This is a genomic window from Anaerotruncus sp. 80, from assembly GCF_009936115.1.
Classification (GTDB): Bacteria; Bacillota; Clostridia; order Peptostreptococcales; family Anaerovoracaceae; genus Senimuribacter; species Senimuribacter intestinalis.
This window is the reverse complement of the sequence record NZ_QWES01000008.1, coordinates 118947-134959: the sequence shown is the minus strand read 5'-3', so window position 1 is coordinate 134959 and position 16013 is coordinate 118947. Positions and strand designations below refer to the sequence as shown.

At 41.0% G+C, this 16013-nt stretch carries 14 protein-coding genes and 1 pseudogene; 10 read left to right on the top strand and 5 right to left on the bottom strand.

Features of this window, described 5'->3' with window-relative positions; genetic code table 11:
• Nucleotides 1-16 precede the first annotated feature (16 nt).
• Both spoVAD and spoVAE read left to right on the top strand, forming a co-directional pair.
• The gene (spoVAD, locus tag D1155_RS04945) at nt 17-1099 is read left to right on the top strand and encodes a stage V sporulation protein AD (RefSeq protein WP_160201268.1); all 1083 of its coding nucleotides are present in this window, start codon (nt 17-19) and stop codon (nt 1097-1099) included.
• A 33-nt stretch (nt 1100-1132) separates the two neighbouring features.
• A complete protein-coding gene (spoVAE, locus tag D1155_RS04940; RefSeq protein WP_347560967.1) occupies nt 1133-1489 on the top strand; it encodes a stage V sporulation protein AE in 357 nt (118 codons plus the stop codon).
• Between the two features lie 2 nt (nt 1490-1491).
• Here spoVAE and D1155_RS04935 read toward each other — a convergent pair whose 3' ends face one another.
• Complete coding sequence (locus D1155_RS04935) at nt 1492-2571, bottom strand: serine/threonine-protein kinase (protein WP_160201266.1); 1080 nt, start codon at nt 2569-2571, stop codon at nt 1492-1494.
• Between the two features lie 86 nt (nt 2572-2657).
• On the opposite strand from D1155_RS04935, the gene D1155_RS04930 reads away from it, so the two are divergent.
• The gene (locus D1155_RS04930) at nt 2658-3098 is read left to right on the top strand and encodes a helix-turn-helix transcriptional regulator (RefSeq protein ID WP_160201265.1); all 441 of its coding nucleotides are present in this window, start codon (nt 2658-2660) and stop codon (nt 3096-3098) included.
• Nucleotides 3099-3488: 390 nt separating this feature from the next.
• On the opposite strand, the gene D1155_RS04925 is transcribed toward D1155_RS04930, so the two are convergent.
• The gene (locus D1155_RS04925; RefSeq protein WP_160201264.1) at nt 3489-3719 is read right to left on the bottom strand and encodes a helix-turn-helix transcriptional regulator; all 231 of its coding nucleotides are present in this window, start codon (nt 3717-3719) and stop codon (nt 3489-3491) included.
• 493 nt (nt 3720-4212) lie between these two features.
• On the opposite strand from D1155_RS04925, the gene D1155_RS04915 reads away from it, so the two are divergent.
• The 7 genes from D1155_RS04915 (at nt 4213) to D1155_RS04885 (ending at nt 11377) form a co-directional block, all read left to right on the top strand.
• Nucleotides 4213-5196 carry an SPFH domain-containing protein gene (locus D1155_RS04915; RefSeq protein WP_160201312.1) on the top strand — a complete coding sequence of 328 codons (984 nt, stop codon included), beginning with the start codon at nt 4213-4215 and terminating at the stop codon, nt 5194-5196.
• 35 nt (nt 5197-5231) lie between these two features.
• Nucleotides 5232-5810 (top strand): Ltp family lipoprotein, encoded by a 579-nt coding sequence (locus D1155_RS04910; protein ID WP_201759529.1) that lies wholly within the window; start codon nt 5232-5234, stop codon nt 5808-5810.
• Between the two features lie 580 nt (nt 5811-6390).
• Nucleotides 6391-7197, top strand: a complete 807-nt coding sequence (locus D1155_RS04905; protein ID WP_160201263.1) for an ABC transporter permease — start codon at nt 6391-6393, stop codon at nt 7195-7197.
• Between the two features lie 14 nt (nt 7198-7211).
• Nucleotides 7212-7988, top strand: coding sequence for an ABC transporter ATP-binding protein (locus D1155_RS04900; RefSeq protein WP_160201262.1), 777 nt, complete (start codon nt 7212-7214; stop codon nt 7986-7988).
• 15 nt (nt 7989-8003) lie between these two features.
• The gene (locus D1155_RS04895) at nt 8004-9326 is read left to right on the top strand and encodes an LCP family protein (RefSeq protein ID WP_160201261.1); all 1323 of its coding nucleotides are present in this window, start codon (nt 8004-8006) and stop codon (nt 9324-9326) included.
• 27 nt (nt 9327-9353) lie between these two features.
• Nucleotides 9354-11099 carry a threonine--tRNA ligase gene (gene thrS, locus D1155_RS04890; RefSeq protein ID WP_160201260.1) on the top strand — a complete coding sequence of 582 codons (1746 nt, stop codon included), beginning with the start codon at nt 9354-9356 and terminating at the stop codon, nt 11097-11099.
• A gap of 2 nt (nt 11100-11101) precedes the next feature.
• Nucleotides 11102-11377: a DUF2007 domain-containing protein gene (locus D1155_RS04885; protein ID WP_160201259.1), complete on the top strand. Its 276-nt coding sequence runs from the start codon at nt 11102-11104 to the stop codon at nt 11375-11377.
• A 204-nt stretch (nt 11378-11581) separates the two neighbouring features.
• Here the strand turns inward: D1155_RS04885 and D1155_RS15765 are convergent.
• The 3 genes and pseudogenes from D1155_RS15765 to D1155_RS04870 form a co-directional block, all read right to left on the bottom strand.
• Nucleotides 11582-11844, bottom strand: a pseudogene (locus D1155_RS15765) (transposase); the annotation flags it as partial.
• Between the two features lie 292 nt (nt 11845-12136).
• The gene (locus tag D1155_RS04875) at nt 12137-14623 is read right to left on the bottom strand and encodes a transglutaminase domain-containing protein (protein WP_160201258.1); all 2487 of its coding nucleotides are present in this window, start codon (nt 14621-14623) and stop codon (nt 12137-12139) included.
• Between the two features lie 11 nt (nt 14624-14634).
• The gene (locus D1155_RS04870; protein WP_160201257.1) at nt 14635-15867 is read right to left on the bottom strand and encodes an aminoacetone oxidase family FAD-binding enzyme; all 1233 of its coding nucleotides are present in this window, start codon (nt 15865-15867) and stop codon (nt 14635-14637) included.
• Nucleotides 15868-16013: the final 146 nt, after the last annotated feature.

Below are 16013 nucleotides of genomic sequence, written 5' to 3'. Positions count from 1 at the left end.
TTGTGAGGAGGCAGAAATGGCAGAAAAGAAAATTGGAAAGCAGACGGTGACATTTGATACCTGTCCTTATATCATAGGTTCGGCGGCAGTGGTCGGAAAAAAAGAGGGTGAAGGACCTTTGCGCGATTCATTTGATATGATTTTAGAAGATGATATGTTTGGCGAAAAGACCTGGGAAAAGGCGGAAAGCAAGATGCTGAAAGAGGCAATGCTTGCGGCTCTGCAAAAATCGGGAAAAGAGAAAAAGGATATCGATCTGGTACTCAGCGGCGATCTTCTCAATCAGCTGATGTCTTCATCTTTTATGGCAAGGGATTTACATTTGCCGTTTTTAGGACTTTACGGCGCCTGTTCAACGATGACGGAGTCTCTGCTTCTTGGAGCAATGCTCACCGACGGCGGTTTTGCCCATAATATTATCGTGGGTGCGTCCAGTCACTTTTGCACGGCGGAGCGGCAGTTTCGTATGCCAGTAGAGCACGGCAATCAGAGACCACCTTCAGCGCAGTGGACTGCTACTGCAGCAGGGGCAATGGTGGTATCCGAAAAGATGGCGGACCTGTCGCAAGTCGGCGCTTTGGACGGGAAGAAAGCTGCGGAGCCGGTTTCTCTGAAAAACATAAAGGTTGACTGCGGTACCATTGGTAAAATTATCGATGCAGGGGTAAAGGACGCCAATCAGATGGGAAGCGCCATGGCGCCGGCTGCGGTAGACACGATTCTCAACCATCTGGAAGATACAGGCAGGAAGCTGGATTATTATGATTTAGTTTTGACTGGCGATTTGGGATATATCGGAAAGGATATCGCGGCGGATTTACTGAAAGACGCGGGACTTGACCCGGCAGCTGTGAATCAGCGGTATGATGATTGCGGCACGATGCTTTTCTATCGGGAAGAGCAGGATGTCCATGGCGGCGGAAGCGGCTGCGGCTGCTCAGCTTCGGTTTTCAGCGGAAACATTTTGCGAAGAATGCGCTGCGGGGAGTTTTCCAGGGTGCTGCTGATTTCAACGGGAGCGATGCTTTCCACCATCAGTCCTTTTCAGGGCGAAAGCATTCCGGGGATTGCTCACGCGGTATCTTTGGCGACATGTTAAAGATCTAAGATTTGCAGGATTAGAGAGGATGAGATTATGGATTATATATATACGTTTTTAATCGGCGGCGCGATTTGTGTCATCGGACAGATTCTCATGGATACTACAAAGTTGACTACGCCGAGAATTTTAGTCATCTTTGTAGTGGCAGGTGTACTGCTTGAGGCAGTTCATCTGTACGAACCCCTTGTGCAGCTTGCCAGCCAGGGCGCAACAACACCGTTGCCGGGATTTGGCTATGCACTTGCAAAGGGCGCCATGGAAGGCGCAAAGGATGGATTTCTGGGTGCTGTCACCGGTGCAGTAAAGGCGACTTCCGCAGGAATTGCGGTGGCGATTGCCTTCGGATATATCGTAGCGGTGCTGTTTAATCCGAAGTCGCCGAAGTAAAGTTATTCAAGGAAGAGGACGAAAACGACCGGAATCAGAAAACAAAGGAATCCTCCCAGGAGCAGGCGACCGGCTTCACGTATGCCGGAGGATTTCTTTTTCCAAGGATATCGGTTCCGCAAATTGAAATAATTGGTGTAGTATATGAGGCACAGCAGCAGGGCGATGGCAGAACCGATTCGATTTACCCAGAGGGAATATCCTGTAAAAGGCTGATTATTCTCTTGGGTAAATTCTGTGGTCATGCTGACATAGGTAAAGAATACACCTGTGAGAAAGACGAGAGAATGCTGCAGGGGTGTTTTTTTCTTGGGAGCCGGTTCAACTGCGGCATTTGAGGTATTTACAGGAACAGCCGCAGCAGGCGGCACGATGCTGTTTTTTAATGCCTGCGCCAGCTGATTGCAGCTTGCGTAGCGATCGTCAGGATTTAATGCGGTGCAGGTCTGGATGATTTTTCCAAGACGGCCGGCAGCCAGAGTTTCGGAAGGGAGACTTCCGGTCAGCATTTTGTTCATTAAAATGCCGATGGAGTAGATATCCGTTCTTTGGTCGGACTGCAGAAAGCCGTATTGTTCCGGAGCAGCATAATCCACCGTACCCATCAGTACGGTGTCCTTTGTTTTGTTGGGATTGTATGTCTTTGCTGCGTCAAAATCAATTAAATACAGATGACCGTGTTTTTCCAAAATAAGATTGGAAGGTTTAATATCACGATGAATGATTTTAGGAAAATGGTCGTGAAAGGGCTTTAAAATTTTACACAAGTCGATGATGATATGTGCGGTTTCCTCTTCAGAAAACAGACGCTTCTCTAAAATTTGTTCCAGATTTTTTCCGTGGATGTATTCCTCGATAATCGTCAGGGAATCGGCATCGGGAATCAGCTCAATGATTTCGGGAACCGATGGAAATGCAGATTTTTGAAGCGTATCGTAAACGGGAAAGCATTCTATTGACGCATGCTTTTTGATGTAGATTTCTCCGGATTCAACATGCTGGACAAGATGTACATCGTGGTCTTTGCTGATTACGGCAATTTCCTTGTAAAAGGAAAGTGTCAGTTGGTTTTCTGGGGTCATGCTATTTCTCCTGCTTGCATTTAATCTAATTGTATTGTAACATATTTGAAAAGAATATCATATAGCATTTTCGGGAGTAAAAGTTTATGAGTGAGAAGACGACGAGAGGCTTATCGAAGATATTAGAACAAGTGAAAGACTGCAGCGAGGCGGATCAATTCATCGATGCCTATAAGGAACGGGAGTTTACATATTTTTATGAATACCTGAACTGGATGATTGGAGTAAAGGGTCTGACTACGTCAGAAGTAGTTGCCGCCAGCGGAATCAGTCGCAACTATGTGTATAACATTTTAAATGGTGACAAGAAAAATCCCGGCAGGGATAAGGTGATAGCTCTTTGTATTGGTGCAGAGATGAACTACAGTCAGACGCAGCGGGGTCTTGAGATTGCAAAAGCCGCGCCGTTGTATCCCAAAGATGAACGGGACGTGCGGATTGCTGTGGCAATTAACAATGGAATTTCTGATGTGACCGAGGTGAATTTACTGCTGGATCAGTGTGGCGTAGCGCCTTTGAAGGTCTGAGACTACTATAGAAGGGGCGTGTGCATATATCCGGAAAAAAAGCCAAAAATATGCATAGCGTATTGAAGAAATCTGCATATTTCTGATGGTTTTGCTCCACATATGCATTTTTATCAATAAAAAACTCTGAAATAGCAATTAGATTATTCGTTCACAGTGGCAAATATGCATATATAACGTAAAAACCCCGAAAATATGTAGACTGATGTGCATATTTTTGGGGTTTTCTTTAAAAATATGTATTTCACCGTGGGGAAGGCAGTGCAGAATCAAGAGCGTTAAAGTCTGCGACAGACCTCTTCGCTCATATTTTTCGTGCTGTCAGCACAACATCCCCTAACGTTTTTGTGTAAACTATAGGTAAAGGCGTATCTTCGAGGCAATACAGCTTTATTCTTTTGTTGGAGGAACGAACTCCAGTAAATCCTCAATTTTGCAGTCTAAGGCAGTACATAAGCGGGCCAGCACATCGATATCAAGTCTGCTAATTTGATTGTTGCAGTATTTGTTCAGCTGCGTACGCTGCATATCAGCTCTATGGCTCAATTTGTTTTTACTGAGATTTCGTTCTTTTATCAAATCGTTCACTTTAATGTGAATTGTTCCAAATTCGTAATCCATAGAAACCACCTTTCCGGATTATAAAAAATAGTTGACATGTATAGTGTAACCGTATTAAAATAGCTTTATAAGCTGTAAGAAATCTTGTGTAAGAAATTACACAAGACGGATGGAATATTAAGAGAGGTTAGAATTATGAATGAAAATTGTCCGCTATGCGGAGCTCCGATGGAATCAGATACATGTGATTATTGCGGACATACGAAAGATAAGGAACAGTCGACACTGGCGCAATCATTGGAAATAAATTATACGCAAAATTATGCTTACAGAACCTGTAGTAATAAAGATATAAGGATAGCGCTACTTCTTTGTGTTTTTTTTGGAATACTTGGCGTCCATAGATTTTATGTTGGTGATATCAAGATAGGGCTTCTTTATCTGTTCACCGGTGGCATTCTCTGTCTCGGATGGTTTTATGATATTGTGAAGATTCTACGGGGTTCGTTTCGGGATAAATATGGATTTAGATTGCAATGATGAGAGAAATTAAATGAGATTATTCGATATTGTAAAGGATCAATTTCTTGATGTAATTGAGTATGTAGACGAAAGTAACAAACTTGTCGTTATAAAGTTTCAAAGAAAAAGTGGAAACAATGAGTTAAAGCAAGGTTCAAAAGTTATTGTGCGAGAAGGGCAGATTGCAGTTTTTCTGAAAGGTGGACAGCTAGCTGATATTTTGCCGCCGGGGACATATTCTCTTAATACGGGAAATATGCCGGTGTTGTCAACCCTAGAAGGATTTCCGTATCTATTTACGTCTCCTGTAATTGCGGATTTATATTTTTTAAGTACCAGACAGTTCATTGATAATAAGTGGGCGACAAAGACCCCGATTATGAAGCGAGATAATGACTTTAATATGGTACGCATCCGCGCATTTGGAAAATTTGCTTTTAGAATTATAGATGTCAGCAAGTTTATGCGTGAAATATTTGGCGCTATGGGGATGACCAAAACCTATGATATTGTAGGATATTTGTCCTCTATGGTAACAGAGACTTTTTCAGTTGTAATTGGGGAAACAACAATGTCTGCCCTTGACTTAGCAGTAGAATATAGGAAACTTTCGGCTGTGATTCAGGAGAAATTGAATGAAAGAACAGAGTCTTTGGGAATTCAATTTAGCAATATCATTATAGAAAGCGCTTCTCTTCCGGAGGAAGTAGAAAAAATGATTGACGAGCAGTCCGGAATAGGTATGGCTCAAAAGGATATGAGTACGTTTACTCAGTATCAAACGGCACGAGCCATTCGGGATGCTTCTAAACAAGAAGGTGGACTTGCCGGCCTTGGAACTGGTATTGCACTAGGTAACCAGATGATGAATACGGTGCAGAGCACATTACCGGAATCGAATCAGCGTAAAACCGGAAAGGCTGATATGCTTCGTGAATTGAAAGCTTTATTTGACGAAGGAATTTTAACGCAGGAAGAGTTTGAGGCAGAGAAGAAACAGATTTTGAAACAATAACTCGGTAATTTAAACATGATGAGAAGGAGAAAGAAATGAGGAAAGAGAAAATGATGAAATGCAGCCATTGCGGAGCAGATATCGCAGCGGCAGCAAAAGTGTGCCCAGTATGCGGAGGAAAAAATAAGAAGCCGATTTATAAAAAACCTTGGTTTATTGTTCTGATTATTGTTTTGCTTCTTGGAATTGGCGGTGCTGCCGGTGGCGGCGATTCTACCGACAGTACTCAGAATAATTCTAACCAGGCGGTAGAAGAAAAAGAGCCTGTAGAGCCTATTCAGGAAGAGGCAGAAAAGGAACCTGAAGTCTCTAAAGAATTCCAAAATGCTCTTGCAAAGGCTGAATCTTACTCTGAAATAATGCATATGTCTAAAAAAGCAATTTATGATCAGCTCGTTTCCGAATATGGCGAGCAGTTTTCTGAGGATGCCGCAGAATATGCAATGGAAAATTTAAAAGCTGATTGGAAAGCAAATGCTCTTGCTAAAGCAAGGGAATATCAGGATATGATGAGTATGTCGAAAGATGCGATTTACGACCAATTAGTTTCTGAGTATGGAGAGCAATTTACTGCAAAACAGGCACAATATGCAATTGACCATTTAGATGATTAATTGAAAAAATATGAATCAAAAAACAGGTCGAGGAGTCCTGTGCAATACACGGGGCTCAGCCTTCCGGCTACATAAAACTAGTGAGGCAGCCAGTGGGGAACATGGCGTAGCTTTTACTGGCAAAAGTGTGGAGATTACAGTAGAATAAGATGGTTCATGAGATGAAGAGGGCAGATGACAGGCTCTCTTCATTTATTTCATGTGTGCAACCTGTGAAATCTACCTGTGATTATTTACAAAGGTGGACAATTGTGGTAAACTAATACGGAATATCAGTAGTGGGATTATGATTTTTAGCTGAAAAAATGGAACTGTTTTCAATATATGACGGGTTGATTAGCGATTACTTCACAATTATCGTAGCGAGTTAAATAAAAAGATGTACTATTATCCGCTCAATTACAGAGAATATGTAGAGAAAATAACATCAACGTCAGTTTATTTGACTTCATGGTGTGTTGTGCATGTTTAGAGCAAGGCAACTGATGTAAAATTTGCAGAGCGTTGTTTTGTTTGCATGATGATACAAAAAAATTTGGAGTGAGGAATTATAATCAATCAATTGATGAGAGGTTAATTTGTGAATACGATAAAAGAGATAATAAAAGACCATTATGATTACCGGAAGCAATTATTCAAACTTGCCAAAGCGGAAATTATTAAGACTTATAAGGGTGCAGCTCTCGGCTGGTCGTGGGCAATGATACGACCAGCAATTCAAATCTTTGTGTTTTGGTTTGCGTTTTCTATCGGCCTCAGAAAAGGAAATCCGGTAGAAGGGTATCCTTTCTTTTTATGGCTTATTGCAGGCATGATACCATGGTTTTATATGAAAGATATGATTCAGGGCGGTTCGGCTTGTCTTAGGCGTCATACGCATCTGATTACAAAAATTAAATTTCCCATATCTACGATACCGACCTTTGTAAGCATATCTCTGTTTGTGGTTCATATTGGACTGCTTATTATAGTAATTTTAATTTATATGGCTTTTGGATATATGCCAGATATTTACTATTTTCAGTTGCCCTTCTATATGGCATTGATGTTTGTTTTCTTTACAGCATGGGGACTTTTTGCCGGAGTACTATCAGCTATGAGCAGAGATTTTCTAAATCTGGTTAAGGCGCTTACAACGGCACTATTCTGGATGAGCGGAATTCTATATGATGTTAATACAATTGAAATTAGCTGGCTTAGAACAGTTTTGCTCTACAATCCGATTACTTTAATTGATAATGGATTCCGGAATTGTTTTATCTATAAAAGGTGGTTTTGGGAAACACCGCAGGAGATGTTAAATTTTGTAATTGCTTATACGGTTATGGGATTCTTTGCAATCTGGGCATACAAAAAGCTGCGCAAAGATATTCCGGATGTATTGTAGGGGAAGTGGTTAATATGAGTAAAGTAACGATAGAGTTTAAGAGTGTTACAAAACAATATAAATTATATAAAAACGACAAGCAGCGTTTCAAGGCCATTTTTTTTAAGAAAATTAAGCCGAAGATAAAAAACGCAATTGATGATGTTTCGTTTACTATTGAAAAGGGAGAAAGTGTAGCTCTGTTTGGACGTAATGGTGCGGGAAAATCTACCCTTTTAAAGATGATTACGGGTGTTACCTACCCGACAAGAGGAGAAATCGTTGTAGATGGTAGAGTTAGCGCATTGCTGGAACTGACAGCGGGTTTTGACCCTGATTTTACTGGCAGAGAGAACATCTTTTTTCGAGGTCAGCTGCTTGGAATGGAGGATGCAGAGTTAAGGGAGTTGGAACCGGAAATCGTTAGATTTGCAGATCTGGGGGATTATATTGATCAGCCTGTCAGAACTTATTCCAGTGGTATGAAAGCCAGGCTGGGATTTGCTATCAATGCAAACATAAAGCCAGAAATATTGATTGTTGATGAGGCATTGAGCGTAGGTGATAAAGATTTTAGGTTGAAATGTAATCGAAAAATAAAAGAAATTCTTGGAGAAGGTGAGTCCACTTTCTTATTTGTAACCCACTCCACAAAGGTAGCGAAGAGTTTTTGCGAACGAGGAATTGTGCTGAAACAGGGTAAAATCCTGTTTGACGGAGAAATTCAGGATGCCATAGATTTTTATGAAACGCTTCCTGAACAGGCGCAGAAAATACAAAAACGCAAGGAGAATAAAAAAGTTTTAGATTAAAAGGAGTGATGGAACATGGCAAGACGCAAAAATGAAATATTTTCGCATAACAACAAATACGAAGGAAATATTTTTAAAAAGTTCGGAAGATGGTTTGGAAGGCTAAAGGGTTGGCAGAAAGCGATTTTTATCGCATTAATCGTGATACTTGTTACTGTATCATGTGTAGCCGGCTATGTCGTCTCAAAGCTGGACAAAATTGACCGCATAAAACTTGATGAGAAAGAATTGTCCTGCGTAGATGTGGATGGCTACATCAACATTCTGCTGTTGGGAGTCGACAGCCGGGATATGGAAGATATTCAAGGCTCTGGCGCGGATGCGATTATGATTCTCAGCATAAAGGAAGAAACTGGTGAAGTTAAACTGATGAGTGTATATCGTGATACTTACCTGAAGTTTGGCAATACAGATACTTATGGGAAAATTACAGACGCCAACAGAATCGGCGGACCTGCTATGATGATTCAGTCGCTGAATCAGGCTATGGATATGAATATCAGCAAGTTTGTTGTCGTGAACTTTAAGGCTGTATCCGACCTTGTGAATGCTGTGGGAGGTATTACCGTAGATGTGCAGGAAGAGGAAATTCAGCAGCTCAATAAATACACTATACAGACTGCTAACAATATTGGTCAGAAGACCTATAAACTGGTGGAAAGCGCTGGTGAGCAGACCATTGAAGGGGTGCAGGCTGTTTCTTACGGAAGAATACGTAAAGGTGTGGGTGATGACTATAAGCGTACAGAACGCATGAGAATTGTTCTGACCAAAGTCTTTGAGAAATTAAAGACAATGAATATCGGCAAGCTTGACGATCTTTTGGATATGATGCTGCCGCAGGTGCAGACCAATCTTTCCAACAACGATATGTTGGGACTTGCTATGCGTCTTGCAAACTTTAACATCAAAAGTGGTGCGGGATGGCCATATAATGTGACGGGCGGATTGCTGAACGGTATATCCTATGTTTTCCCGGATAATCTGGCGGAAAATACCACAAAGCTGCATCAGGAGATGTTCAATCAGCAGGATTATGTACCGTCAGATACAGTAGAGAATATCAGTGCTACAATTATCAGCAATATCAGTTCATCTGTAACCAACCAGAAACCGATTGATACAGGCGGTGCTTCACAGGAACCGGATCCAGAACCTGCGACAACGCCGAATCCAAAGCCGTCACAGAAACCGAAACCAGATCCAGAGCCGGAACCGACACCGGATCCTGAGCCAACGCCAGAGCCGGAACCGACACCGGATCCTGAGCCAACGCCAGAACCAGAGCCGACGCCGACGCCGACGCCGGATCCGGGTACAGACAGTTCACAATCATAAATGATATATAGAAAGAAGGATAGAGAAATGGCAAAAGAGAAAATTAATTTTGAAGACGAAGAGATCAAGCTTCGGTATAGACATACGACATCTCACATCATGGCACAGGCAGTGAAAAAACTATGGCCTGATGCAAAGCTGGCAATTGGACCTGCTATTGACAATGGATTTTACTATGACTTTGACATGGAACATAAACTCAATGATCAAGATCTTTTAAAAATCCAAAAAGAGATGAAAAAAGTCATTCAGGCTAACTACAAGCTGGAAAGATTTGAGCTTCCTAGAGAAGAAGCTATCAAGTATATGGCAGATAGAGATGAGGACTACAAGGTAGAACTGATTCAGGATTTACCGGAAGATGAGGTAATCTCCTTCTATCAGCAGGGCGACTTTGTCGACCTTTGTGCAGGACCACATATGGAGTCCACCGGTCAGATCAAAGCTGTGAAGCTGATGAGCGTGGCAGGTGCCTACTGGCGAGGTGATGAGCACAACAAAATGCTGCAGAGAATTTACGGAACTTGTTTCCCGACGCAGGAAGAACTGGACGAATACATCAACAGACTGGAAGAGGCAAAGAAGAGAGACCATAGAAAAATTGGAAAAGAGATGGATTTATTCGCCCTCTTTGAGGAAGGTCCGGGATTTCCGTTCTTCATGCCAAAAGGCATGATCATCAGAAACGAGCTGGAAAATTTCTGGCGTGCAGAACATCGCAAGAGAGGCTATGTAGAAATCAAGACACCGCTGATCTTAAATGAACAGCTGTGGAGAACTTCCGGTCACTGGGATCACTATAAAGATAATATGTACTTTACTAAGATTGATGAGCAGGATTATGCGATTAAGCCGATGAACTGTCCGGGTTCCTTGCTTTGCTATAAGAGAAAAATGTGGTCCTACAGAGATTTCCCGATTAGAATGGGAGAACTGGGTCAGGTGCACAGACACGAACTTTCCGGTGCGCTGCACGGATTGATGCGCGTACGTACCTTTACACAGGACGATTCCCACATTTTCATGCTGCCAGAACAGGTAAAGGATGAAATCGTAGGCGTTGCAAAGTTTATTGATGATATTTACAGTATGTTCGGTTTCAAATATCACGTAGAATTATCTACTCGTCCCGAGGATTCTATGGGAACCGATGAGGAATGGGCGACTGCGGAAGATGCGCTTCGTGAGGCGATTGCAGAGGTTGGCGTGCCATACGTAGTCAATGAAGGAGACGGTGCATTTTATGGTCCGAAGTTGGATTTCCATCTGGAAGATTCAATTGGAAGAACCTGGCAGTGCGGTACTATTCAGTTAGATATGCAGCTGCCGCAGAGATTCGACCTGACTTACGTAGGTTCCGACAATGAAAAACACAGACCGATTATGATCCACAGAGTCATCTTTGGCTCTATTGAGCGTTTCATCGGTATTTTAACTGAACACTTTGCTGGAAAATTCCCGCTGTGGCTTGCGCCAGTGCAGGTAAAACTTTTGACAGTAGCAGAAACCTTTTCTGATTATGCAAAAGAAATCGCTGCAAAGTGTGAGGAAGCGGGTCTGCGTGTAGAACTCGATCTCAGAAACGAAAAAATTGGCTATAAGCTGAGAGAAGCCAGAAACGAGAGAGTTTCCTATATCTGCGTCATTGGCGAGAGAGAAGCAGAAGCTGGCAGCTTATCTGTTCGCTCCACCAAGGTGGGTGATCTGGGCGAGATGGCCGCTGATGAATTTGTTGCAAAGCTGATAGAAGAAATTAAAACGAAGGCGATTTAATCATGTATAAAAAAGATATAAGCGATACATGGAGAGGCGGCGTATATCTTTGCACCGCTGAGGATAATCTGGAAGCAGACCTTCTGGAGTCCAAGCTTCGCAGTGAAGAGATAGTTTGCATTCGCAGGTATGAAGGCGGTGGAAACTACGTGGAGATTGTCATGGGTATTAACAGTGCACGAGGTATTGACCTTTACGTAGCCGAAGAACACCTTGAAGATGCTGCGAATATTATAGTTCCAATCGATTTAGATGACTGCGAAGAAATAGAAGGATAGTGTAAAATAAAAAAGAAACCTATATGTATTTAGCTTTGCGAGTGTGTGAAAAAAAGTTTGTAAAATGCCTACTATGGTAATTTAGCTATGATAAAACATTGAAAATTCAATGAAATTTGACTGTAATTAATATAATCTATGATGAGCAGTATGTCAAGGACTCCTTCGCAAGAGGGAGCCCTTATACCATATATGAATAGATTTCTAAATAGGCATTCGATCCTTGTATATGATGGTAAACCCACCATATATCTTGCCCCAGTTCCTAAGTGGATGTGTCCATTTCTTCGTCGCCTGAAGAGTCGCAAGTACAGTGTTTTTAGCAGCGCTTTGTCATTAGGAAATACGCTCCTTTGCTGGTTCAGCTTCTTGTACATGCTGTTTAGGCTCTCAATGACATTGGTCGTGTAAGTGACCTTGCGTATATCAGATGAAAACTTGAATATCGGTGTCAGCACGTCCCAATTTTGTACCTAGCTTTTCATTTTCAGCTTACATCATGGAGTTGATAATTCCTCCAGGAAGGTCTTTGAGTGCTTCCTGGATACCGTCAGCTGTTTTGATGTCATATCCATCAATCAAAGCGGCTATGATATTTTCTTGTTTTCATTCAGTGATTTTATCTGGTGTACATCTTTTTGTTTGCCATAAAAAATCCTCCTATGGCTACTTTGATTTTACTATAGAAGGATTTTCTTTTGCGTTTTTTACGGACTTTTTTCAAACTCTCGACTATTCAGTTATTTTGGTTTCCAGAACCTAAACTTTTTCTCCATCGGGGTTTGAAGGTGTTGCTGGCTTACTAATCTTAGATAATATTTTAATGTCTAAATATTCCCACTGGGTATGGTAGTCTTTGCCATTAATGTCTTTGAGACCTCGAATCTTGTAATAATATCTGTACCCCTTTTTCAGGTTGGAGGCATTAATGAATCTGCACTTTTCGGTAGAACCAAGCTTGCGGTAGCCAGAGTCAAATTTGGTAGATTTCCAGATCTGATAGCTGTCTGGTTTTATGTTAATCGGCTTTTTCAGTTGCCAAGTTAAAACAACCTTATCTTTTTTGCCTTTAACTTGTGCGATTTCGCCAATAATATGCTGATTGTGGATCGCCTTAATCTGTTCCATGATTTTATCAGTCGGCATTTTTTTAGCGCTGATATTAAATAGAACACGCCAAGTATTAATACCGATTTTTCCAGTGGTTGTAATTCCATTGACATGTTGGAAGTTTTCTACTGCTTCGGTTAGAGCAGCACTATAAATGCCATCAATGGAGCCGTTGTAGTAATCTAGTTCTTTAAGGCGTTTTTGTACTGCTTGAATGTATGAAAAGTATATGGCATCGTTTCTACCCTCATATAAATAATAGCAATAGCTGTTTGGATTCAACTCAAATCTGATTTCATAATTATGAAAATCAGGATTCGTACAGTAGCCAGATGAATTTGAGGTTAGCTTTTTGCCACCTCCGTTATAAATTCCGCTGGCTTTATATCCGATGTCAGCCTTGAAAATCACTTCTAATTTTTTTGTATTTTTAGCATCATACTTTAGCTGAAAGGCACCGTTGTTGCCAGCATAAATATGAATATTTTTGTGATTTGCATATAATCGAGCATCTTTGAGCCTGTTATCTGTTGTAATATTGGCAGTTTTCAACTGTTTTGTATTTTCTAGGCTTATAGATTTGAGATTGTTGTTATAAAGTCGTATAGTTTCAAGATTCGGACAGTTGCTTAAATCTACATGCTCCAGTTTATTATGATGCATGGAAAATAGTTTTAGCTCTTTGAAACCAGAGAAATCAGCGCTTCCCTGAAAACCTTTATTACTCCATTGAATTTGAGATGTTTTTCCGTAGGCGTTGGTCATGAAATTGGCTTTAAAACCATCTCCCCAAGTAGTTTTATCCCACTGTGTATAGTTACTGTTCATGATTTTCCCATTCGATAGATTACCGGTTTTTGCATTCAAAAATGCAGCAAGTTTACTAATTTCATATTGATCGGTAATCAGATATCCAAATCGTTTCTCGGGATAGATGTTGTGATAAATATGAGAAACTGCAATCTGCTCATCGGAGGGATCAAAAAAAGTATAGCTACATAATCCATAATACTGCCATTCTCCGGTGTTTTTGTTGTACTTGTTACTTGTGCCGATAGTTGGGTCGATGAAAATCCATCTACCGTCTACATATGACTCTACCCACCAATGATCTTTTTTTCCAATGTTCTGTTCAGTTTCCCAGTTATTGAGAGGAGAGGAAGCTCTGTGACCAAAAACGAATCTAGTCGGAATGCCTTGTGCTCTTGCCAGAGAAAGGAAGATGGCAGCATATCCTTGACAGGTGGTGGCTACACGCCCCTGATTGTCACTGTTTGCACTAGGAATTTTGTTGACATGATTATATAAATTGTCATAAGGATTTGCATATTGGAACGAATGTGTGATATAAGCAATAGTATCATAGTAGAATTCTCCTGCCACATATTCGTAAATTTTCAGCAGTTTGTCATAATCGCTGATGGCATCTGCGGTGATCAGATCCGACATTTCGCGCATAAAATGAATTTTGTATGGCGTCATTTCCTTATAGACGTTGGTTGATGGGATTTTTAGTGTAAACCTGATATCTGACAGAGTTTCATCTAAGTACCAGTCTGTCTGATAGGAGGCACCGATATCTTTTATACGTTGATTTTCGACCATAATATCATCGTATCTATAAATCTCAGGCGTTCCCTTGGTTAGATTAAAAACCAGATTTCTATATAAACCGCCATTGTTCGGATGCCTTTCATAAACGTCGTTTTCATCTTGAATGCGGGAGATATATAGGAAATATTGTCCATCTTTAATTTTCTTTTTAGAAAAGTCGATGGTTTGTGTAAAACCATAAATAGGTTGACCACTTGCTGTTTGATCCACATTTTGGGCTGCAGTGAAGGTATCCAAATTTGTAAAACATCTTTTAGGAACGACCCCATAAAGTGCGATGCGAAATTGTACTGCAGGCAGCATGGTTTTGAATTCTATAATCATTTTTTTCCCTTTGACCGTTGCTTTACAGTAATCATTTTCCATAGTGGCGCTGGATTGAAAGGATTTTGAGGTATGTGGCTTTTCTACAGTGTCTTTTGCTGCGGCGAATCCACTGGTTGGGAAAAGGAAGGTTAGAATTAGTGAAAATATTAAAATGACAATGAGTAAAAAAGGTTGTTTTTTCTTAAATGTTTTCAATTTTTCCTCCTTTAAATCTTATTAAGCTTTAATAGCTGATTTTCCAGGGTGTAATTGATTGTATTAGAAGCGGCGCAGGCGGAGGAATAAGCGAATTGTAAGTTGTAGCCTCCTGTTGCACCGTCGATATCAAGGACTTCTCCTATGATAAAAAGACCTGGATAACGGCTACATTCCATGGTTTTACAGTTTATTTCTGAAAGGGCAATGCCACCTGCTGTAACCATGGCTTTTTGGTAACCTCCCGGCGAGGTGACTGTAAAAGTGTCTGCAGTAAGCTTTTCTGCAATGGCTTTGGGTTTCTCACAGGTCACAGCGATGACCTCTTTCAAAAAACTTTTTGGCAGCTTTAGTTCATTTGCAAGCAAATTAATAAGCTGTTTGTTGCGGTTTTGCATTACATAATTTATTTTATCCAGAATCTCAGTTTTTTCACTTGGATATAAATAGTTTAACACAATTTTGTCGTTTTTTGTGATAACTTTGGAAAAATTTAAAATTAAAGGACCGGAAAAATTTTCATGAGTGAAAAGCAGCGGTCCGTTTCCACGCGTACAGAGCTTTCCATTTCGCCAGATGGAAAGACCAGCATTTTTAAAGGAAATTCCAGATAAATTGCTGTAGGGATAGGAAGCGACATTGACCGGTGTCAGAGCAGGGCGCAAGGGTGCTAAATCAAGACGCGGCTGATCTTCTTTTTGGTTTTCTGTCAACACTTTAAATATGGATCCATCAGAGCCGGTTTGAGGGAAAGAGCGACCACCGGCAGCAATTACCAGATTTTTACACAGGTAAGAATCTGCATTTGTGCAGACCTGCCATAAACTGTTATGCTGTACAATAGAAGTAACCGATGAATTGTACAGGATAGAAAATCCGTTTTCACGGCCTTTGCGAAGCAGCATATCGCGAATGTCTTTTGCTCTCATAGATTTTGGAAAGATTTTTCCATCTTCCCGTTCCCAGGTGGGCACATCGTTTTTACACAAAAAATCCTGCAGATGCAGGTTATTGTATTTATAAAGGCAGCTTCTGATTTTGCTGCCGTTTTTTCCGTACATGGAAATAAAGTTTTTGATGGAGCCGCTATGGGTAATGTTGCACTGACCAGCGCCGCTCATCAATAGTTTGGTGCCGGGCTTTTTTGTCTTTTCTAAAATCAGGCCGTTTATTTCAGTGGGAAAAGCGGCACTGCAGAACAGGCCTGATGCGCCAGCTCCGACAATAATACAATCGTAAATCATGAAGGGAAGTATCCTTTCTCTTCTAGTCTAACAGAAATTATAACGTAGTTTGGGGTATGCGTCAACAGTCGGAATACATGCGATTAAAAATATGTAAAATATGTAAAAAAATAGTTGAAGAATGCGCCAGAATTCTGTATAATGAG